21 protein-coding genes are annotated in these 20,894 nt (G+C 36.0%); all 21 read right to left on the bottom strand.

The window, feature by feature from the left end; genetic code table 11:
- Window positions 1-95: 95 nt before the first annotated feature.
- The 21 genes from D1606_RS08735 to D1606_RS08640 all read right to left on the bottom strand — a co-directional run bounded on the left by D1606_RS08735 (window position 96) and on the right by D1606_RS08640 (window position 20,881).
- On the bottom strand, window positions 96-473 hold the full coding sequence (locus tag D1606_RS08735) for a PilZ domain-containing protein (protein ID WP_158582347.1): 378 nt from the start codon (window positions 471-473) through the stop codon (window positions 96-98).
- A gap of 238 nt (window positions 474-711) precedes the next feature.
- A complete protein-coding gene (locus D1606_RS08730) occupies window positions 712-2,427 on the bottom strand; it encodes a phospho-sugar mutase (protein ID WP_119415627.1) in 1,716 nt (571 codons plus the stop codon).
- Between the two features lie 217 nt (window positions 2,428-2,644).
- Complete coding sequence (locus D1606_RS08725; RefSeq protein ID WP_119415626.1) at window positions 2,645-4,330, bottom strand: methyl-accepting chemotaxis protein; 1,686 nt, start codon at window positions 4,328-4,330, stop codon at window positions 2,645-2,647.
- Window positions 4,331-4,934: 604 nt separating this feature from the next.
- Window positions 4,935-5,294: a flagellar protein FliT gene (fliT, locus tag D1606_RS08720; protein ID WP_119415625.1), complete on the bottom strand. Its 360-nt coding sequence runs from the start codon at window positions 5,292-5,294 to the stop codon at window positions 4,935-4,937.
- Complete coding sequence (fliS, locus tag D1606_RS08715; protein WP_119415624.1) at window positions 5,294-5,692, bottom strand: flagellar export chaperone FliS; 399 nt, start codon at window positions 5,690-5,692, stop codon at window positions 5,294-5,296. Before fliS ends, fliT begins: the two co-directional genes overlap by 1 nt.
- A gap of 37 nt (window positions 5,693-5,729) precedes the next feature.
- Complete coding sequence (fliD, locus tag D1606_RS08710; protein ID WP_119415623.1) at window positions 5,730-7,319, bottom strand: flagellar filament capping protein FliD; 1,590 nt, start codon at window positions 7,317-7,319, stop codon at window positions 5,730-5,732.
- A gap of 12 nt (window positions 7,320-7,331) precedes the next feature.
- The gene (locus tag D1606_RS08705; protein WP_119415622.1) at window positions 7,332-7,709 is read right to left on the bottom strand and encodes a flagellar protein FlaG; all 378 of its coding nucleotides are present in this window, start codon (window positions 7,707-7,709) and stop codon (window positions 7,332-7,334) included.
- Window positions 7,710-8,049: 340 nt separating this feature from the next.
- Window positions 8,050-9,294, bottom strand: coding sequence for a flagellin N-terminal helical domain-containing protein (locus D1606_RS08700; RefSeq protein ID WP_119415621.1), 1,245 nt, complete (start codon window positions 9,292-9,294; stop codon window positions 8,050-8,052).
- A gap of 139 nt (window positions 9,295-9,433) precedes the next feature.
- A complete protein-coding gene (locus tag D1606_RS08695; protein ID WP_158582346.1) occupies window positions 9,434-11,041 on the bottom strand; it encodes a flagellinolysin in 1,608 nt (535 codons plus the stop codon).
- A 297-nt stretch (window positions 11,042-11,338) separates the two neighbouring features.
- Window positions 11,339-11,557 carry a carbon storage regulator CsrA gene (gene csrA / locus D1606_RS08690; RefSeq protein WP_119415620.1) on the bottom strand — a complete coding sequence of 73 codons (219 nt, stop codon included), beginning with the start codon at window positions 11,555-11,557 and terminating at the stop codon, window positions 11,339-11,341.
- Window positions 11,557-12,000: a flagellar assembly protein FliW gene (gene fliW, locus D1606_RS08685; protein WP_119415619.1), complete on the bottom strand. Its 444-nt coding sequence runs from the start codon at window positions 11,998-12,000 to the stop codon at window positions 11,557-11,559. Before fliW ends, csrA begins: the two co-directional genes overlap by 1 nt.
- 125 nt (window positions 12,001-12,125) lie before the next feature.
- Window positions 12,126-12,689, bottom strand: a complete 564-nt coding sequence (locus tag D1606_RS08680; RefSeq protein WP_119415618.1) for a DUF6470 family protein — start codon at window positions 12,687-12,689, stop codon at window positions 12,126-12,128.
- Between the two features lie 63 nt (window positions 12,690-12,752).
- On the bottom strand, window positions 12,753-13,901 hold the full coding sequence (gene flgL / locus D1606_RS08675; protein ID WP_119415617.1) for a flagellar hook-associated protein FlgL: 1,149 nt from the start codon (window positions 13,899-13,901) through the stop codon (window positions 12,753-12,755).
- 13 nt (window positions 13,902-13,914) lie between these two features.
- The gene (gene flgK / locus D1606_RS08670; protein WP_119415616.1) at window positions 13,915-15,588 is read right to left on the bottom strand and encodes a flagellar hook-associated protein FlgK; all 1,674 of its coding nucleotides are present in this window, start codon (window positions 15,586-15,588) and stop codon (window positions 13,915-13,917) included.
- A 153-nt stretch (window positions 15,589-15,741) separates the two neighbouring features.
- On the bottom strand, window positions 15,742-16,236 hold the full coding sequence (locus tag D1606_RS08665; RefSeq protein ID WP_119415615.1) for a flagellar protein FlgN: 495 nt from the start codon (window positions 16,234-16,236) through the stop codon (window positions 15,742-15,744).
- A gap of 15 nt (window positions 16,237-16,251) precedes the next feature.
- Window positions 16,252-16,515 (bottom strand): flagellar biosynthesis anti-sigma factor FlgM, encoded by a 264-nt coding sequence (gene flgM, locus D1606_RS08660; protein WP_119415614.1) that lies wholly within the window; start codon window positions 16,513-16,515, stop codon window positions 16,252-16,254.
- Between the two features lie 287 nt (window positions 16,516-16,802).
- Window positions 16,803-17,219: a TIGR03826 family flagellar region protein gene (locus D1606_RS08655; RefSeq protein ID WP_119415613.1), complete on the bottom strand. Its 417-nt coding sequence runs from the start codon at window positions 17,217-17,219 to the stop codon at window positions 16,803-16,805.
- A gap of 164 nt (window positions 17,220-17,383) precedes the next feature.
- On the bottom strand, window positions 17,384-18,010 hold the full coding sequence (locus D1606_RS08650; protein ID WP_119415612.1) for a ComF family protein: 627 nt from the start codon (window positions 18,008-18,010) through the stop codon (window positions 17,384-17,386).
- Entirely contained in the window at window positions 18,010-19,446 is a 1,437-nt protein-coding gene (locus D1606_RS08645; RefSeq protein WP_233548057.1) for an ATP-dependent helicase ComFA, read from the bottom strand. Before D1606_RS08645 ends, D1606_RS08650 begins: the two co-directional genes overlap by 1 nt.
- Before the next feature lie 187 nt (window positions 19,447-19,633).
- The gene (locus D1606_RS18735; RefSeq protein WP_158582345.1) at window positions 19,634-19,807 is read right to left on the bottom strand and encodes a hypothetical protein; all 174 of its coding nucleotides are present in this window, start codon (window positions 19,805-19,807) and stop codon (window positions 19,634-19,636) included.
- Between the two features lie 231 nt (window positions 19,808-20,038).
- Window positions 20,039-20,881 (bottom strand): DegV family protein, encoded by an 843-nt coding sequence (locus D1606_RS08640; RefSeq protein ID WP_119415611.1) that lies wholly within the window; start codon window positions 20,879-20,881, stop codon window positions 20,039-20,041.
- Window positions 20,882-20,894 lie beyond the last annotated feature (13 nt).

Here is a 20,894-nt window from a genome sequence, read left to right as displayed (position 1 = left end):
GTCAGTAAATTCATTACATTCGGATAAAAATTTAACAATTTAAATAAAAAATTCTCACAAAAGACATTTCTTCTGTGAGAACTACAGTAGCCGTTCTATATATTCTCTTTCACTTCTTGGTGTCTTCGTAATTTTAATTCTGAAATAATCAGTTCCATCAACGCTTCATCTGCTTCTAAATCAATACCATATAAGTAATCATCCATTTGCAACTTTTTCCACTTAATCATACCTTCTACAGAAATTGGTTTCGCATAGAGTACAAAGTTTAACTTCACTTTTAGTGGATGTTCGTCCATCGGTAAACTGTCAGGTATCGCAATCCTTACACCACTGGGACTCAGGTCTACCAAACGGCAAAGTTTAGTTTCTACTAATACTTTCTCCTCTTTGTTTACAGAAGAAATTTTACACTTTGCCATTACATCTCGTTCAAGTACATGTCGAAATGATTCTTTACGTTTATATTGCACTTTTTCTTCACCTGCGTTCATAAAAATTTACATTTTTGTATCCGACTTTTTATTTTTTACTCTACATAGCTTTAAACTGCGACTCATTAATCTCTAAATTTATTTCCTCTGAAAGTATATACTATTTAGAAGAAACTGTTAACCGAATATTATAAAGATACTATGGCTAATCCTATTTTTTGTAAATAAAAACCCAAAATCCATACAGACAGGGTGGATTTATCAGCTTAGTAATTTTTCAACAACTTTCATCGTTCATCTTTTCAAATGCCTGTTGGATGGCAATTAACTTTTTATCGGCAATTTCCGCAGTTTCTCCTACTACACCGAAATAGTATTTACACTTTGGTTCTGTACCGGATGGACGGATGGCGATCCAAGATTCATCTTCTAATTTAAACTTTAAGACATTTTCTTTTGGTAAGTATAAGTCTTCGCTATAACCATCTGCAAAATTTGCTTTGCCTGTTAAGTAATCTTCTACACAATTTACGTTTATATCAGCAATGTTTTTTGGAGAATGGCGTCGTAATTTTTCCATAATAGCGGTTATCTGTTGTTGACCACTTTGCCCTTTGAATACTTTTGACACGAGTGCTTCTCGGTGATAGCCGTATGTTTGGTACAACTCCTCTAAGGCATCTAATAGTTTCTGCCCTTTCGTTGCAACATATCCTGCAATCTCTGCAATTAGCACAGCCATTTGGACTGCATCTTTGTCTCGTACATAACTTTTCACAAGATAACCATAGCTTTCTTCATACCCAAACAAATAACTATAGTTGTTGGTTGTCTCAAATTCATGGATTTTCTCTGCGATATATTTAAAGCCTGTTAAGGTATTAATCGTGCCGATATTGTATCGACTTGCTATTTTTGCGCCTAGTTCAGAAGTGACGATTGTTTTGATCAAAACTGCATTAAACGGTAATGTATTCTTTTCTAGTTTTGCTTGAATTAAATAATCAGTCACTAAAGCTCCCACCTGATTCCCTGTTAACAACTCATAACCATCTTTTGTTCGAACTGCAACGCCTAATCGATCAGAATCCGGATCTGTTGCTAATAGTAAATCCGCTAAAACTTCTTTACCTAATGCAATGGCCATTTCAAATGCAACTGGACTTTCTGGATTTGGATATGTAACCGTTGGAAAATCACCGTCTTGAATGATTTGCTGTTCTACTACATGAACGTTTGTAAAACCTGCGTTTGTTAGCCCTTGCATGACTGGGATATACCCAATTCCATGAAGGGGTGTGTAAACGATGGATAAATCCTTTTTTACATCAGAGCGTTCCGAAATCGTTTGTAAATTTTGCTGAAAAGCTGTATCGATATCCTCTAAAATTTCCGAATGAAGTTCAGCTTGTTTCAATTCTTCGAGATCAGCTACTTGAATCGCAAATATATCATAGACATTGTCCATCATATGAACAATCATCTCGACATGATCTGGCGTTAGTTGTGCCCCATCTTCTCCATAAACTTTAAATCCGTTATACTCTTTCGGATTATGGCTAGCCGTAATCATCACCCCCGCATACGCATGTAAGTGACGGATGGCAAAAGATAGCTCAGGTGTTGGTCGCATCTCGGAAAACATAAAAGTCTTCACCCCATATTCACCGAGAACTTTCACCGTTTCTAGCGCAAATTCTTTGGAAAAATGGCGATTATCGTAAGATATGACAACCCCACGTTGCTTAGCTTCTTTTCCATGGAAAGCGATGGTTTGTGCTAGACCAAATGCTACACGTCTAATGGTAAAAATATTAAGGCGATTCGTCCCAGCTCCCAGTAAACCACGCATTCCCGCAGTACCAAATTGGAGATATTGATAGAAGCAATCGTTTATCTCAGCCGGATTACTTTTCATAGAAGAAAGCGCCTGTTTTAAATAGCGCGGGAGATTTGCTGCTTGCCATTTTTCATAAAGAATAGTTGGTTGCATTTATATATTCCCCTTTAATCTTTCGTATATTGAACGAATAAAACTTATCAATTCTTATATAGTTCAAGTTATGGAGAAAGAACCGCTTTTATACCTATTGAAAATGCTTTTACAAAATAAACTTAATAGAATGGAACTTGATCGCAGCAAATCTATTTTTAAATAAAAAAATAAGAGAGGATAAAATTATCCCCTCCATTTTGAAACATTCAACTTATTAAACTTTAAATTGTTGTACTTGCTCTTGTAGTTGAATAGCATTAGATGTCAGTGCTTTTGCAACTGAATTGATTTCACCAATAGTCGCAGCTTGTTCTTCCGTTGCCGCAGCAACTGTTTCAGTACTACTTGCTGCCATATCTGCTGATTGTGACATTTCTTGAACGGATGCGGCAACTTCTTCAGATGCAGCGGATACTTCTTGTGTTGCAGCAGATACTTGTTCTACTTTTTGCGCCATTGTATCAACAGAAGTTAAGATTGCATTGAATGATTGTTGTGCTTCATGTATTAAATCAACCCCATCATTTACATTCGAAACAGTCAATTCAACCGCTTTTTCTACATCAACGGTATCTTTTTGAATGACATCTGTTAAACGAACAATTTGTTCTGCAGATTTTTTGGACTCCTCTGCAAGTTTTCGAACTTCATCTGCCACCACTGCAAATCCTTTACCATGTTCACCCGCACGTGCCGCCTCAATAGCTGCATTGAGAGCTAGTAAATTTGTTTGGTCTGTAATTGCTGTGATTACCTTTGTGATATTACCAATTTTTTCGGATTGTTGACTTAACTTGCGAATTTTTTCTTTTGTGTCTGTTGATGATTCTTGGATAACTTTTAATTGTTTAAATGTAGTACGTAATGTTTGATGGCCTTGTTTAGCAACGGTTTGTGCTTCTATAGCGCCACCATGAACTTCTTGTGTAGAACTTGCAATCATTTGTACACTACTTGCAGTTTCTTCTACTGCAACTGCACTTTCTTTTCCTGTTTCAGCAGCTGAGTGTGCTCCTTCAGTAATCATTTCCAATTGCTTCGCTACATCTTGTGAAGCTGTAGCCACTTCATCTGTACTAGCTGTAAGTTCTTCTGCAGCAGCTGTTGTTTGTTCAACATTCGACATTACATTAGCTATTAATGATTGTAAGCTTTTCTTCATTGTATTAAACGATTCCGCTAAAGAATGAATCTCATCTTTAGAATTCACAATGATATCAGGCTCTGTTAAATCACCTTGTGCAATAGTAGAAGCAGCTTCTTTCAGTGCATTTACTGGTTTAGCAATATTTCTAGTTATGTATAATGCACACACAATTGCGACTAACAATGCAATTAGAGCTATAGTTATCATAAACGTAATACCTTTATGTATCTTTACTTCCGCATCTTGTTGACCTATTTTTATTTGTTCCGTTTGGTAATCGACAACTTTGTCTACACTCATTTGAATGGCTTCATTTGCTGGTCGAATTCCACTATCAATTATTTCAAGTGCTTTATCGTGTTTATCATTTTTCACCATATCAATAATACTTTGTGAGCTTGCCAAAAATTTCTCTTGATTTTGCTCAATAATTTGAAGTTCTTGCTTCATATTCTCTGTATAAAATTTGTTTGAAAGATCGTCTGCTTTCGTAGAAATAATTTCCTGTTGTTTTTTTAGATTATCTAGTGTTCCTTGTTCCGGATCTAATACATAAGATCGCATATATACCCCTTGCATCGCTGAAGCATATTGTACATCCTTTACCTCTGTAATCTTCGCTACTCGGTCATTTAAAATGTCAGAATAAGTATTTTTGACATTCATTAATTGTATATATCCTGTAACTGCAACAATTGCTATAAACGCTATTAATATAAAAAAGACAGAATATAGTTTTTTACTAATACTCATTACTTTTATCCCCCTATCAAATATTTATTCATAATCAACTATACCCAACAAAATAACTCTATTCAACATAAAAATAGATATAAACTACCATTATGATTAATTGAAGGAGTTATGAGCATTTTCGAGAAATGTATGTTAAAAATTTGAGATTTTAACTCATATACAAATCTATATTTTGTTTTGAAAAATGGGAATATTTTATTATGTTTCGCTTAAAATATTCATATTCATTTATACCCTATAACATTCTATGAACTTAATATTCCCTTAATTATAAAGGTTACATCCATAAAATGTTTATAATACAAATAAGATTAGAAAATATTAAAAGTTCTTTCATTTAATAAAAATTTATCTTTTTATGATTCACTGTTTTTTAATAAAAACAGAATATGAAATATTATTAGATTTAAAATAAGGAAATATTTACCCCAATTCACAAAGAAATAGTTACTAAGAAAAAGGGCCTATCCATGGTAATAAAATAAACTTTATACAAACTATTTAATAGCATTCCTTCTTGTAAACCTCTTACCTTATACACTCAAAAAGAAAAGTCCTAGCAAAAACATATCGCTTTTACTAGAACTTTTCTGAGTTTCTATTATTTCCGCCCATCAAAATACGTACCATCCATCACTCGTACACTCGAATATGGATCTACATAACGCTGTTCGGATTTTTTTGTTTTCTGTAGATTCTTCATATCTTGCACAATTTCAGCTTTCGCCTTTTTCAGCCGTTCACGAATCCCTTTGTCGAGTTCACGCAATTGTTTTTCAAAAGGATGACCCGGTAGAGGATTCACTTCTAGCTGTTGAATTTGTTCGATAATTGAACCACGCTTGTCCAAATACTCATCAATTTTCTGAATATACTCATCGCGCTCCTTATCAGGAGGAAGCTTCGTCAAATGTTTATATAACTGAGCAGAAACTTGTAGAAATTCTTGAACAAGCTCCATTACACATGATCTCCAGAGAATTGCTTTTGACGATTGATCTGAATGACTTGTTTCCAAGTATCGCGGAATTCAATAACAAGACCTTCCACCTCATCCAAAATAGCAGTATCACTTTGGATATTCGCTTCTGTTAAACGACGGTGCATATATTCATATAAATTGAACATCTCTTTTGAAATGGCAATATCCATATTCAATGTAGCCATCAACTCTGAAATAATCGCTTGTGCTTTTTGAATATATTTGTTTCGATTTTGAATATCTTTGGCTTCAATCGCCTTTTTCCCTTGATGGATAAATTTGATGCAGCCATTGTAAAGCATTAATGTCAGTTCACCTGGGGACGCGGTCGTAACACTATTTTGTTTGTATGCATTGTATGCATTTTGTACTGACAAACTAAACAACTCCTTTAAATTTAAAACTAACTATTGCCTAATATGAATCAAAAATAGAAGATTGACTATTCGCCTTTTGAATTGCTGTCTCCATTGCGGAGAATTGGTTCCAGTAGCGTTCTTCTATGTCTTTTAAGCGATCTTTCCAGTCAGTGATTTTATCGTCTAAAGATGTGATTGTTTTACCTAATGAGTAGGTTAAATCAGAAGAAGAACTTTCACTACCTGCTGTATTTTTAATGGTCGATACCGCATTTTGAGCAGTAGTACGTAATTTTGATATAACCCCTTCAGCACCAGTAGAGCTATCGCCAGTAAAAATACGTGATACGATATCTGGATCATCTTCAAGAGCCGCTTTTAGTTTATCTTCGTCAATTTCAAGTTTACCGTTATCTGTATATGTTTTAGAAGTTGTAATGCCGATTTTGAATAACATATCATTACTACCATTCGAATCACTGCCGTAAGTTGATAATGTTGTACGCATGCTAGAGAGGACATTATTTAATGTAGAATCACCTTTTAAAAGGCCTGCTTTTGCCTTAGCCTCCCATTTTGTAATCTCATCTGTTGTCATCTCTGCCTTTTGAGCATCCGTAAGAGGTGCATAATCAACATTTTTCTTTTCTGATACACGAGTATTTAGATCTTTAATAAGACCATTATATGTCTCAACAAATTCCTTTACCTTATCAACAATTTTATCTGTATCTGTTGTGGAAGTGATTTTAGCAGGAGCATTACCCGCTTGAATATTTTCGTTGATCGTTAGTTGGTATCCAGAAACTGTGTATTTGTTTGATGTTCCTTCAATTTTGACTCCGTTTGCTACTATATAACCACTTGTTCCTAGAGTCGTTTCCGTCACATTAGTTCCCTTATTTATTAAAATGTTTCCTTCTTTACCTTCAGCTAAAACTCCTAATTTTGCAAACAGTCCGTTAGTATCGTTTGTTATTTGTATAGAGCCAACGTCTACCCCATCCACAATTACTGTTCCTTCTACATTCGCTGTTAAAGATAAACTTCCTTTGGAAGCTATTGCTGTGACTCCGACTCCTGATGCATTGATTTTAGACATTACATCACTAATTTTATCAGTTGCTTTGTAAGAAATTTTTTTTTCTATTAAACTACCAGAATCGTCTACTGCACTAATTGAAAAACTTCCTTCTGATGAAGTTAAGCCTAAGCTCGCCATTGTTGTGTCAGCTGTAAACCCTAATGCTGAAAAATCAATAATAGATTGAGCAGCAGTTGCCATCTTCGCTTCTGTGATGTTAATCGTACCATTTGCTGAAGATGTTGCGGTTGCACTAACTGCACTAGAAGAAGCTGATACTGTTTTCGCATTCCATGAGCTTTTTAAACCATAATTATCAAAAATACCCTTCTGGAAACTATCTAATGCAGTATTCACTTCACGATAAGCGTCTCGTTTCCATTCGTATTTTTGTTTTTGTTGCTGAAGTTTCTCCATTTGAGCACTTTCAGCCTTCATCAATTTTTCCATGATGGAGTCAACATCCATACCAGATACTAACCCACCAATTTTATTCTTATATTGCAAATAAGAATACGATGAAGTTGTTGATGTATTTGTTGTATTATTTACTGAAGCCATACTTTCTCCTCCTTAAGCTTTTGTATCAAACATTTTTCCAATTAGTTTTTGCATTTCGTAATAGGCATCTAGCAGTTCTTTCGGTGGAATTTCTTTAACCACCTTATCTGTTTTTGAATCGACTATCTCCACATAAAACTTTTCCAATCCATCATGAAAAACAAATTTAGAATCCTTATGAGAATACTCCATAAATTCATTCATTTTATTGACCGCGGTTTGATAGGCTTGTTTTGTTGGATTGCCATTTTTGTCGGTCATTTCTGAAATATTTTCATTTTGCTTTAAGGATGAGATATTTTGAAAAATTTGATTTATTGATGTATTATTTTTTTGAATGATCTCTTTTGAAATTGCTGAATCAACTGTCCCATTTGTTGAAACTCGCATTATGTATTTCCTCCCCTCAACTTTTAATTGCTTTGAAATTAATATCGGAGAGATTTACGAAAAATGTAGTAATATGTAAAAGTTGATCAAGAGATTATAAAATGCAATAAATTAATCTTTTAAAATTTGATTGACTATAAATTAATTTCTGCTTTACTACAATAACCATAAAATGATTTTGAATATTTTCCTATTTCTACTTATCCATCATTGCTCATCTTTTGAAAAGTTATATAAAAGCAATCACCAAACCCTACATATAAATTTCTTAAAAATATCTCTCCATGTAAAAAACGACCTTCCTAATGGAAGGTCGTTAAAAAATATTAGGCTACTTGAATTATTGTAATAATTGAAGAACACCTTGTGGTTGTTGGTTAGCTTGAGCTAACATAGATTGTGCAGCTTGAGTTAAGATGTTATTTTTAGTGAACGCCATCATTTCAGCAGCCATATCTGTATCACGAATACGTGATTCAGCAGCTGTTAAGTTTTCTGAAGCTGTACCTAAATTGTTGATTGTGTGTTCTAAACGGTTTTGAACAGCCCCTAGAGAAGAACGTTGGTCAGATACTTTTTTAATTGCATCGTCGATAGCAGTGATAGAACCTGAAGCTTGATCACGTGTAGCGATATCCACACCGTTAACTTTGAATGTTGAACCGTCATCTAATGCAGTTGCTGTACCAAGTTTAGCATTAGTGATATCTACTGTTGAACCGTCAGCTTGTTTAATTGTTGCTGTACCACCAGTAAATGTACCTACTTCTTGGCCGTCTTTAAGAACTAAAGCACCTGCAACTTTGTATTCACCTGCCGCTACTTTAGCTACATCAGCATCAGATGGTTGTTTAATTGTTGCTTTACCGTCTTTAACTTCAATAGTTGTGCCTGCTTTAGTAATATCAGTTGCATCAGAGAAAGTTGTAGCTGTTGTGCCATCTGCAGCTGTAAATACATTAGTAGCTACTGTACCTACTTTTTGACCGTTAGCATCTTTAACATCTGCTCCATCAACAGTGTAAGTTCCATCTGTTAAACCTGTAACCGCAACGTCTTCAACTAAAGTATTAGTTTTAGTTAAACCTAATGAAGCAGCATCCATTTTGCCGATATCCATTTTCATAGTTTGGCCTTCATTAGCACCAATTTGGAATGTACCTTTGAAACCACCATTTAATAATTTTTGTGTATTGAACTCAGTAGTGTCTGCAATACGATCAATTTCTGAAGTTAATTGAGAAATTTCTTTTTGTAAAGCATCACGGTCATCGTTAACGTTTGTGTCGTTGGCAGATTGTACTGCTAATTCACGCATACGTTGTAGAATTGAGTGAGTTTCGTTAAGAGCACCCTCAGCTGTTTGGATTAAAGAGATAGAGTCATTAGCGTTTTTAGAAGCCATATCTAAACCAGAGATTTGGCCACGCATTTTTTCAGAGATTGCAAGACCTGCAGCGTCATCGCCTGCACGATTAATTTTGAAACCTGAAGATAATTTTTCCAAGTTTTTAGAAGATGCTGCTTGGTTTGCAGTTAAGTTGCGGTGTGTATTTAAAGCCGCGATATTGTGTTGAATTCTCATTTTGAGATTCCTCCTTGAATTATAAGTTTTCTTCCACGTCCCTGTGGAGTTGTTCGGCTATTGCCTTACATTACATATATCGTAAGAAGCTCAACTTTGTTTAGTCAATTTCTAAAAAATTTAAATATTTTTTAGTTGGCTATTGGAGTAATTGAAGAACGCCCTGTGGTTGTTGTTTTGCTTGTGCAAGCATTGATTGAGCTGCCTGAGTTAAAATATTATTTTTCGTAAAGTTTATCATTTCAGCAGCCATATCTGTATCTCGAATGCGTGATTCGGCCGATGTTAAATTTCCTGCTGCATTACCTAAATTGTCAATCGTATGTTCTAAGCGATTTTGTAGTGCACCTAGTGTTGAGCGGGTAGCTGAAACTTTTTCAATAGCATTATCGAATTTAGTAATAGCTGTTGAAGCTTTACTTTGAGTATTAATTGATACACCGCTGATGCCAAGTGTACTAGTAGAAAGGTTCGGTAATTCCATTTGAAGTGTTTGTCCTTCATTTGCACCGATTTGGAAACTTACAGATGATGGTCCTGTCGATACAACAAAATTTGTAGAAGCTGACCACGTATAACTAAATAAAGATGATGTAGATGCTGTATCTGCAATTAAATCTGCATCTGATACGGTTCCTGTAGGATCTAAAATACTACCTGTACCCGCAAAAGTATTACCAACAAAGTGCGCAGCCCCATTAGTTCTAAAATCAGTTTCAAATGTAGTTAAATTTTGACCTAATTTTGCTTGCAATGCGTCATTTAATGTTTGACCGTTCTCCAAATCTTGCATTAGCTGCGAAATATCACTACCATTGTCCTTTAATTTATCGTCTAAATATTTAACTGCTAAAAAGCTTGCTGCATATCCGTCACTATCTGCAATACTACCAAAATGGTTTGTAATAATATCAGAAACATTTGAACCTCTTACACGTTCATTACCACCGGCGACATATTCTGCTGCGCCTTCTTTAAACCATCCAGGTAAACTACCGAAGTCATCAATTGCTGCACTCATTACTGCATGTGTCATTTCATGTGTTACAATACGGTCGTTATCAATCCACATAGATGATCCGGTAAAGAAGTCTGCTTCGTCTATTGTCAAGGAGATTGGTTTGCTAGGAATTGGATTAACTTGAGAAGTTACCCATGCAACCGCCCCGCCCGGACTTTGATATTCATATTTCACTTCAATCGATACTTTATCTGGATTTAATCCATAAGCATTTGTTACTGCTGCTTCTGCATTTCCTAACATTGAATTCGCTAAACGTTGGCTTAAGCTTGCTGCATCTGGTGTTGACATACTGAAAGAAGAAGTTGAGCCACCTTTTAGCACTTTCATCGTATTAAATTCTGTACGGTCCGCAGTATCATTAATCTCTTGAAGAATTTGAGATACTTCTTTTTGCAATGCATCACGATCTTCACCGACATTTGTATCATTCGCTGCTTGTACTGCTAATTCTCGTCCACGTTGTAACATTGAGTGTACTTCGTTTAATGCTCCTTCTGCTGTTTGAATAAGAGAAATACCGTCTTGTGCATTTTTACTTGCCATATTTAATCCCGAAATTTGGCCACGCATTTTTTCAGAAATTGCAAGGCCTGCTGCATCATCACCTGCACGATTGATCTTAAAGCCTGATGATAACTTTTCTAAGCTTTTTGATGCTTTATCATTATTAATCCCTAGCTGACGCTTTGTATTTAAAGCAGCTATATTATGTTGTATCCTCAAAAATTCTTCCTCCTTAAAGATTCACTACATCCTTGTAGATTTATAACTCAAATCAAATTCAAATAGGCCCTTTAGACCTGATACTATTTTATCGGTATTAAATCCATAAAAATAACATGGTTTTTACTTTTATGGTTAGTGTGGCAATAAGATACATGGAATTGTCCAACAACCGATTTGATTTTTCTCAATCTTGATGTAAACATCTTACTGCCCATTAATAAGAGAAAGATAAATCTACTTCAAAATCAAAATTGAACAATAAAAAAGGACTATCCACCTAAGATAGCCTCTTTCTTAATCTATTCCCCACTCTTTTAACAAATCAATAGAAGAATCCAAAGCAGCTTTATTCTCCTCTTGAATCGATTTATAGATTTCTGAACGATACACTTTCACTGAACGAGGTGCATCGATTCCTATCTTAACTTGATCACCTTCAACAGAAATAATCTTCAGTTCAATCTCATCGCCAATCATGATTGACTCGCCAGTTTTCCGTGTTAGAACAAGCATTATTTCACACCTTCTTTAACTGGTTTTAAAGGATAATGCAATAATTCTTGGTTGTTGTCATTTAGTACGATTTGTCGTCCTTGTCGTGTTTTTGTGTTGATAATGATTGGAGCTAGTAAATTGATCGTTGAGTTTGGCAATGTGTCTTTTAAGGTAACAATTGCGTATGTAATAATATCTTCTTGTTTTTCAATATTTAGTGCTTCTACATCTTGTTTAGATAAGTCAAAAACATAGTCTCCTTTAAATGTATACGGGAATGCTAGGACAAAACCGATTTGTATATTTGATGTTGATTGTAAAATCATAAACGGTGTGTTTTTACCAAATGGGATGAGTGCGAATTGTTTTTCTTCTGGAAAGCCTGGGATGCCTTCCGCAAAAGAATATAATTGTTCTTGCATCACTTCTATTTGTCCTAAAAATTTTGTAGCTATTTTCATAGTTTTCCCTCTTTTCGTTATTACTTGCTCAAATTATTTTATCATGTTCATTATTAATAATAGCAATACGTTTTCTTAAATGTGACATAAAAAAGAAGTGTACGCTTGATTAGCATACACCATTATTATTTCGCTTTGATCACTGTTGTTTCTACTGAAGGTCTTTGTACTAAATCACCAGTAATATCACCTGGCGTATAGTCATGAACAACCTTTCCTAATTGAACATCAATCTTCGGCTTATGTTGTTGAATATTGATATCTAAACTACCTGCTTGATAATGTATTTTAACCGCTCCAACAGAAGGCTTCCATGTAATGGCCATTTGAGGTGGGGAAGGAATTGCTTTACTTGCAGCTATTTGTTGAATAGCATTTCCAGAGTTTTTGGATATGTTCATCATCTGGTCACCTTCGCTTGCACGGCGAGCGATGCCTTCCATCACCTTTTGTTTCCCTTTTTGTGCATATTGCTCTGATGATTCTTTTGGTGTCAGTAATCCTAAATCTCTATAAGCTTGTGAGGAATCGACAAAAAGCTTGGCAGCTTCTGAATGGATTTCAAGTGTTGCGGCTGGTTGTTCGATATGCTGTTGTGCTCTTGGTTGTTCGATATGTTGAACAGGGTCACTTATATGCAAGTCCACTTTCGCATCTGTTGTATGGATTTGAATTTGATCTAATTTCATAATTGTCACATCCTTATGAAAAAGGCTCCCCTATTATAAATACGAGAGCCTTCCAAACTAGCATTAATTGATGAAATCTACTAATGTTGGTTGAATGATTTTACCACCTACTGAAAGAGCTGCACGGTGGATGGATTCTTCAGTGATTAGTTTTGTGATAGATTCTTCGTAATCGACATCTTCGTTATCAGACATTTGTTTTGTGACACTGATTTTTTGAGAGCTTAAACGATCTGCCATCATTTCAGCTCGGTTTTGTTTTGCCCCGACTGTTGCACGAGCTTCTAAAACAAGGTCAATTGCTCCTTGAATTGTTGCACCTGATTTATCTTTAGTAGATCCTGTACCACCTAGTAAATCGCCAACTAATTCTTTTGCATCGTCACCAGATTGGAGTTTACTTTCTACTTTTGCCATCATGTTGTCAATTTTTTGGAATAACTCGTAACCTTCTGAATTGACATCTAATGTAATACCACTATAAAGTTCAATCGAAACATTAGAGCTAAAACCAGATTGAGATTGGATTACTGGATAACCATTGTCATCTAATGTAAATTGACTTGCACCAGTATTAGCGTTAGCCAATAGTATTTTATTACCCGTTGCATCTATTCCAGTAGCAAACTGTACATCGTTTCCATTAGCATCTGTTGCTTTTCCGGTATTGATATCTAAATTAGTAACAGGAAATGCAATTGCACCAGTTGTTGTACCTGGTGGAGTAGCAATTGTTGTTATACCTTCTACTGTTCCACCGATAAATCCATTTTTATCATAAAGGGGCGTTGTTGTCTTCGTCCCACTGAAAATATAGTTGTCACCGATTTTAGAGTTAGCAATATCTTTGATTTGTTCGCGGATTTGTTCAATTTCCTTTTTCATTTTTTCGCGATCATCTGTTGTGTTTGTACTGTTTGCTGCTTGTGTTACAAGTTCTTGTACACGTTGCAATGCACTTCCTACTTGTCCGAGTGATTCATCTGATGCATCTAACCAGCTATTTACTTCATTCATATTACGAGTATATTGAGCATTTTTTGCAAGGGTTGTTCGATACCCCATACCTTTAACAGAAGCAACTGGATCATCGGATGGACGAGTTAGTTTTGAGCCTGATGAGAGTTGTTCTTGTAATTTGCCCATTTTACTATTACTTGTATTTAGATTGCGAAGCATATTATTAGAAAGCATTGATTGTGTTACACGCATTGAAATTTACCTCCTATAACCCTACACGGCCCATGCCGTTGATGATTTTATCGAGCGTTTCATCTACTACAGTGATCATTCGAGCTGAAGCGTTATATGCTTGTTGGAATGTGATCATATTCGTCATTTCTTCATCCAATGATACAGAGCTAACGGATGCACGATTGTTACTAATGGTTAACTGAATGGTTGTTGAGTTGTATTCCATTGTTGTTGCTTGTTGACCTTGTACACCTAAATCACCGATTAATCCTTCATAATACGTTTGTGCTGATGCATTATTTAAACCAGCAATGGTTGTTGTTTTTAAGTTTGAAAGTAATATAGCTTGTTTACCATTACCTTCTTCTCCTTGACCTGTTGAAGCAGCGATTAAGTTGTTATTTTTTAAGATGTCTGAGTTTACTTTAATGTTTGCTGCAGTAATTTTGTTATTACCAGCAGCGCCATTTGCGTCACTATCAACAAAGAAATCTGCACCATGAGCTGAAGTAGCACCTAATGTATACCCGGCGTTATGTAATTCATTAAATTTCTCAGCAAATTTTTGTGCTAATACATTTAACTCTTCCATTTTATCTGGATATAAGCCGTCTGATAACACTTTACCTCCTGCAGTAGCATCTACAGAGTCTTTCCAAGCTTTAGAGCCGGCATCCCATGTGTCTGTTGTTTGTGTTGCATATCCATAAGAATTAATCAAAGAAGACATTTTACCAGAGCCGACATTATCAAATTGATCATACGTAATGGTAGAGTTAGCGCCGTCCATAGTAACTGTAAAATCTGTAAATGGTGTAAACGTATCTGATTGATCAAGTACATCATGTTTATAAGAAGACACTTGATTAGTTGTAGTATCCACTACTGGTTTATACCCATTTGCGGTTAGTGTAGCACCTTTATCTTTGTTTACTACTTGTATTTTTGTACCGTCATCAAGTTTAAGATAAACATTCATAGAACCTTCTGCAATAGCTAGTGCATTACCACCTGAAGGAGTGTAGTCTACTGTTACATTGAAGTATTCTGAAAGTTGATCTAATAGTGAATCACGTGCATCATACAAATCATTGGGTAAATAACCATTGGGTTCGACGTTACCGATTTGTTGGTTTAATGCAGCTATTTGTTTGATGATTGAGTTTACTTTGCCAGACTCCGCACTAATTTCATTTTTGAGATTGGTTTGAATTTGTGTAAGCTGTGTGCTTATGTAGTTGAACGAATCTGCTAAGTGTTCGCCTCGTTGTGCTACTACTGCACGAGTGGCTGCACTATCTGGTTTTGCACTTAAATCTTGTAAAGATGCATAGAAATTGTCGAATGCTTTATTTAGACCATATTCGGAAGGTTCTGATAGGACGTCTTCCATTTGGGATACAGCATCTGATTTTGATGACCAGTAGCCTAGTTTTGTTGTTTCTTGACGATACTGATTATCGATGAATTGGTCACGAATACGCGTAATGGAGCCGGCTTGCACACCTGTTCCAAGATAACCAGGTACTTTAGGTGCGTTCATACCAACACCAGGGAACCCCATGGTCGCTTCCATGTTAACACGTTGACGAGAATAACCGTCCGTATTTGCATTTGCGATATTGTGGCCAACTGTATACAATGCGGTTTGTTGTGTAGTAAGACCACGTTTGCTCGTTTCTAATCCCATAAATGTGGAGCTCATTCTTTTACCTCCTATATTTAGCTACTAAGAGCGGTTTTATTTCGTTTATATATATTCTTTTAATCGGATGTATTTATCTTTTTTGAAGGAGCTATCGGCAATTATTAACAGTCCAATATTTATTTCAGAAAAAAACACCTCTAGAATGAGGTGTTAAGCTTGCGAATCGAAATGCACTTTTGCCATGTTACTGCCACGCACCTCAGTTTTAGAATAATTAATCTGTTCAGGTTGTGGTCTTAGTAAGTCCAATGTCATGTTCACGAATTGGAGCGATTGAAAAATTAGTTTCTGATTTAAATCGTTTTGTTTTTTTAAGGTTTTGATCGTCAGCAATAGCCTTTTTCTTACTTCATCTAGTTTATCTTTTTCTTGTGGCGTATCAGCTGCTTCCATTACATCAGCAACAGTAGCTTGACCAGAGAGAGCAATCCCCTTTGCTCCTAGGTATTCCGTTACCACTTTCTGGCGCTGTTGCTCGAGTTGTGAAATGGCAGCTACGTGCGCTTGCTCACTTTTCAGCATCTGATCGAGTCCTTCCATATCCCCAACTTTAATCAATTCGGTTTTGTGATAAGCCAGTTTGAGAAGACTCTTATGCATTTTTTCAAGTTTATCCAAAATAGTTAATAGTGGGTCAATGGCCATTTTTCAAGCTCCTTTTTATTTGCGATAATATTTCAGAATATCGGATGCAAGTTGTTTTGCATCTACTTGATAATTACCAGTTTGTATCTGCTCTTTTAGTTGTTGAACGCGTTCTGCTCGCTCATCAGCATAACTTTTAATACCTTGCAAATCCTTCGCAGCTGAAGAAATTTCTAATTGATCTGTTACTTTAAATGTACTTTTCTTAACTTGCTCCGTTTTTACAGATTGATTTTGATAAGGGTTTACCTTATTCACACCGTAATTATAGATTTTCATTTTTAAGAGCCCCCTCTCAATTTTCATTGTCTACATGTTATTTCGGTTGAGTTTACTTGAAATTAAGTACTTTTACATAAATAGCGAAAGACAACCTATCATTTTAAAATAGTTGTAGTGCTATTTTCCTCCATTATTTAAAGAGTGATTATAAAGCATTAGGATTTACTTGTGAAGTTAGACATATTTTTATGAAGGAGCATAGATTTTTGTAAGTGGAATAATTTTACTCTAATATAAAAGAGCCAACAAAATAATTTCCTTTCGTTAGCTCTTACTTTTTAATTTTACTTTTTTTTCCGCTCTGCCAAATACGTAGCCCTCGAATTTTCTTCAACACTTCTTCTGAATTCTCGCGCAGCTTCGAATTTATTTAATTCTGATTTCAATTCACTTGCGCAATCATCACAAAGCTTTCCTTTTGATGTTAAACGCCCACAATTATCACATGGATATCCTAAGTTTGGAAACAATGCTTGCTGTAACCGATTTTTCTTAACCCATTTATATAAAAGTTCTCTTTCTACACCAGTAGCTTCTACAATTCGATCAACTGTAGCAGCACGATTTTCTCTTTTACGTAAAAAGCGATACACTTCTTCATACATTTTTTCCTCTGACATTGCACATTTTGGACAAATCTCTCTAACTCCAGTGTAATTAAAGAAATCTCCACATTTTGGACAATCTCGTAATTCCCCCATAACTATTCCTCCTATTGTAGATCTAACTGTATCTATTTATATTGTCGACATTGTTTTTGAATATTTTATTCTGAAGATTGATTACGAATACATCATAACAAATTATTAGAGTTTTGGGTACTTGAGTAAATGATGCTAGATTCGTTTGATAAAAAGCCATTTGCTTATCCTTGAATTAGTGTAAGTGCTGTGACTTTTTCTGCGCCTGCTTCTATTAATAATGATTTTGCATGCTGTAGCGTAGTGCCAGTTGTGACAATATCATCCACAAGGATATAGTGTGTAGGTTTGATTGCTTCATGGACTTTTAGTCTGAATAGCTGATCTGATTGTTCTCTTTCTGTTTTTGTTTTACTCGATTGGGTGATAGGTGATATTTTTTCAAGTAAATGTGTAAATGGAATACCGGCTGCATTTAATAGTTCATCAATATGCGCAAACGTTCTTTCTTTTTGTTTTTCTGGATGCATTGGTATTGGGACTATAATAGTTTGTTCATCTTTTAGATGTTGATGAATTTCTTCACGGAACACTTCAGATAGTACGACATCTTTTAGAAACTTATATTGATGTAGGAAATCTTTCATTGGCTCATTATAGTGATATAACGCAGTGACATCTTTGTATTTTTGCTGTTCGGGAGCAACTGGTTCAAATTTTTGGTGGCATTTTTCGCAAATAGCAGGTTCTCTTGTAGGTGTTAATAGTTTACGCCAGGTAATTTTGTGATGTAATGGTGCAGCACATAAGTAGCAATGGGTTGTTCTTTTTGGAGGGGGGTTAATGTGCATTACGATAACACCTCCATATTGTTCAGCCTTATAATTTCTTTCCGTGCATCATCCATTTCGAGTGTTATCCCATGATGGAAAAAGACCAAATCACCAGTAGGATGATCTGCAGACCTCCCAACTCGCCCACCAATCTGGATCAGGGCACTCGAGGTAAAAATACCACTTTCCGCTCCTACAACAGCAACCTGTACCTTCGGAATGGTAATCCCTCTTTCTAAAATGGTTGTTGTAAGCAATCCCGGCACGCTTTTCTTACGCAATGCAAGTACCTTTTCTTTACGATTAGAATCTTCTGCATGTACAGCTTCAATTTTCAGATGTAATTTTTGAAAAAGTGGTACGGCCTTTTCCATTAATTCAATCGTTGGAAAAAATATGAGAAAAGGTTCATCATTCTTCAATCTAGTGGTTGTCCATTCTAGCAGTTTCCTCGGTATTTTCCCTTTCGCAATTTGCTTTTGATAGTTAAAGAGTGTGTCAAAGCGCGGTACTGGGAGTGGATGCGTATGATATCTTCTTGGTATAAAGGAATAACCACCTTTCAACTTTTTCACCTTATCTTTAAGTTCATCTGAAGGCGTCGCTGTAACAAATAAAATAGGCGAATCGGGTTTCTTTGCTTTTTGGACCGCTTGCTGTAATGTTTCATCGAATGTATAAGGGAAAGCATCAGCTTCATCGACTATAACCACATCAAATGCCTCTTCAAAACGGTATAGTTGATGTGTTGTTGCAATTATTAGGGGAGAATAACGATGTTCAACTGTTGCTCCTCCGTAAAGTGCTTGTACAAAAGTATTCGGAAATACTTTTTGAATTCGTGGTGCCAATTCAAGTACTACGTCAGTTCTCGGTGTTGCAACACAAACACGCTTGTTTTGCATCAGGCATTCTGCAATAGCAGGAAACAGAATCTCCGTTTTACCTGCTCCACAAACTGCATGTACCAAATGGGATTGGTTCTTCTTAACACTATCAACAAGTTCTTCTGAAGCCCTTTTTTGTTGAGGTGTGAAAGTCCCATTCCATTGAAATAGATGCGAAAGATTCACTTTTGGTTCATAAGGTAATTGAATTTTTCGTGGTGGTCCTATCCATTTTATTAACTCTGTACAACTACTTACCCTTCCCATATTAATACAATGCCGACAGTAGACACAGATTTGTTCGCATTTAGCACAATTAAAAGATGCGAAAAACTCAGGATCTTCGTTTCTGCATCGATTACATCTCCAATTATTTTTTGAGAATAGTTTTTTGGACGTTGAGATTGGTTGTACACCGGGGATTATCTGTATAAGACCCATTTGAATATGTTGTTCTATTGTTTTTTGCTGAAAAGGCGTATGCTCACGAAGCCATAGTCGGCCTATTAAAAAATCGCGTAATTGAGCATTTATAAAATTGTTTGGGGAGAATAGTTTATGGGCTATTTTTGATTTATTGAGTTTAAAACGCAATAGTTTCCTCCAATTCTGGGGTTGGATTGGGTATATTTTATAAGGATTTTTTGGGGATTTCAAGAGGGAGAGGGTTATTTATTTTTACATTATGGATGGGGGTAGAATTTGTAGATTGTTTGCCATAATTTGTGGAATTGTTTATTTTGGCGCTGGAGCTTTAGCGCAACTCGGGACTCCTTTTTGCACAACTCACAACTCCTTTTGCACAACTCATGACTCCTTTTGCACAACTCAGGCTTCCTTTTGCACAACTCAAGCTTCCTTTTGCACAACTCAAGCTTCCTTTTGCACAACTCATCTCTTTTTGCACATCCCATGACTCCTTTTGCACAACTCAGGCTTCCTTTTGCACAACTCAAGCTTCCTTTTGCACAACTCATCTCTTTTTGCACATCCCATGACTCCTTTTGCACAACTCAGGCTCCCTTTTGCACAACTCATCAGCTTCAACCTCTTCTAGTACTAAAATGCTTTATAAAGATGAAAGTATTTAGACTTGTAATCCCCCCTCTAAAAACAAAAAGCCGAAATTGCGTCATGCAATTTCGACTTTTTGTGTACTTTATTTTCTATACCATCCAAGTCCAAGTGAGCCTTCACCTAAGTGGGTGCCGATTACCGGACCAAAGTAACTTTGTTTGAAATGGACGGATGGGTATTTTGCTTGTAGTGTGTCAAACCATGCTTGTCCTTCTGCTTCGCAATTGGCGTGGATCACGACTGCTTCGATGTCGGGATGAACGGCAACATCTTCGCCAAGTAGATCTTCTACTCGACGTAATGCTTTTTTGCGTGTACGAATTTTTTCAAAAGGAACAATCACTTTGTCTTTGAAATGCAGGATTGGTTTAACTTGTAGTAATCCTCCGATTAATGCAGAAGCGGCTGAAAGTCTTCCTCCGCGTTGCAAATGTGATAGATCATCCACCATAAAGTATCCATGCATAGATTGTTTCATCTCTTTTAACTTTGCTATGATGTCTTTAGCTGAAGCACCTTGTTGCGCCATTTTCGCTGCTTCAATAGCGTAAAAACCTTGTGGGCCGCAAGCAATTTCACTATCGAATCCGTATACATCGAGGCCTTCAACCAACTCTCCTGCTTGAACTGCTCCTTGGTATGTACCACTAATGCCACTAGATAAGTGAATTGTTACTACTTCGTCATAGTCATTTGCTAGCTTTTCAAACAAAGAGACAAATTCGCCTATCGGTGGTTGCGAAGTCTTTGGAAGTTCTTTTGCTTCTCGAACTTTGTCATAAAAAGTAGCAACGTCTATATCAACGCCTTCTGCAAATGTTTCTTGATCAAAAATCACACTAAGCGGTACTACGTGAATATTATATTTTTCTTGTTCAGCTTGGGACAAATAGGCTGTGCTATCTGTTACAATTGCTGTTGTCATTTCATCCACTCTC

The sequence above is a fragment of the Rummeliibacillus sp. POC4 genome (assembly GCF_003576525.1).
Classification (GTDB): Bacteria; Bacillota; Bacilli; order Bacillales_A; family Planococcaceae; genus Rummeliibacillus.
The sequence above is the reverse complement of the archived record's forward strand: the minus strand, read 5'-3'. Positions and strand labels throughout refer to the sequence as shown.

Coding starts and splice junctions, on each gene's coding strand:
- D1606_RS08730 (WP_119415627.1), bottom strand. CDS start 2,427: ATGCAACCAACTATTCTTTATGAAAAATGGCAAGCAGCAAATCTCCCG.
- D1606_RS08725 (WP_119415626.1), bottom strand. CDS start 4,330: ATGAGTATTAGTAAAAAACTATATTCTGTCTTTTTTATATTAATAGCG.
- fliT (WP_119415625.1), bottom strand. CDS start 5,294: ATGGAGCTTGTTCAAGAATTTCTACAAGTTTCTGCTCAGTTATATAAA.
- fliD (WP_119415623.1), bottom strand. CDS start 7,319: ATGGCTTCAGTAAATAATACAACAAATACATCAACAACTTCATCGTAT.
- D1606_RS08705 (WP_119415622.1), bottom strand. CDS start 7,709: ATGCGAGTTTCAACAAATGGGACAGTTGATTCAGCAATTTCAAAAGAG.
- D1606_RS08700 (WP_119415621.1), bottom strand. CDS start 9,294: ATGAGAATTCAACACAATATCGCGGCTTTAAATACACACCGCAACTTA.
- csrA (WP_119415620.1), bottom strand. CDS start 11,557: ATGCTTGTTCTAACACGGAAAACTGGCGAGTCAATCATGATTGGCGAT.
- fliW (WP_119415619.1), bottom strand. CDS start 12,000: ATGAAAATAGCTACAAAATTTTTAGGACAAATAGAAGTGATGCAAGAA.
- D1606_RS08680 (WP_119415618.1), bottom strand. CDS start 12,689: ATGAAATTAGATCAAATTCAAATCCATACAACAGATGCGAAAGTGGAC.
- flgL (WP_119415617.1), bottom strand. CDS start 13,901: ATGCGTGTAACACAATCAATGCTTTCTAATAATATGCTTCGCAATCTA.
- flgK (WP_119415616.1), bottom strand. CDS start 15,588: ATGAGCTCCACATTTATGGGATTAGAAACGAGCAAACGTGGTCTTACT.
- D1606_RS08665 (WP_119415615.1), bottom strand. CDS start 16,236: ATGGCCATTGACCCACTATTAACTATTTTGGATAAACTTGAAAAAATG.
- flgM (WP_119415614.1), bottom strand. CDS start 16,515: ATGAAAATCTATAATTACGGTGTGAATAAGGTAAACCCTTATCAAAAT.
- D1606_RS08655 (WP_119415613.1), bottom strand. CDS start 17,219: ATGGGGGAATTACGAGATTGTCCAAAATGTGGAGATTTCTTTAATTAC.
- D1606_RS08650 (WP_119415612.1), bottom strand. CDS start 18,010: ATGCACATTAACCCCCCTCCAAAAAGAACAACCCATTGCTACTTATGT.
- D1606_RS08640 (WP_119415611.1), bottom strand. CDS start 20,881: ATGACAACAGCAATTGTAACAGATAGCACAGCCTATTTGTCCCAAGCT.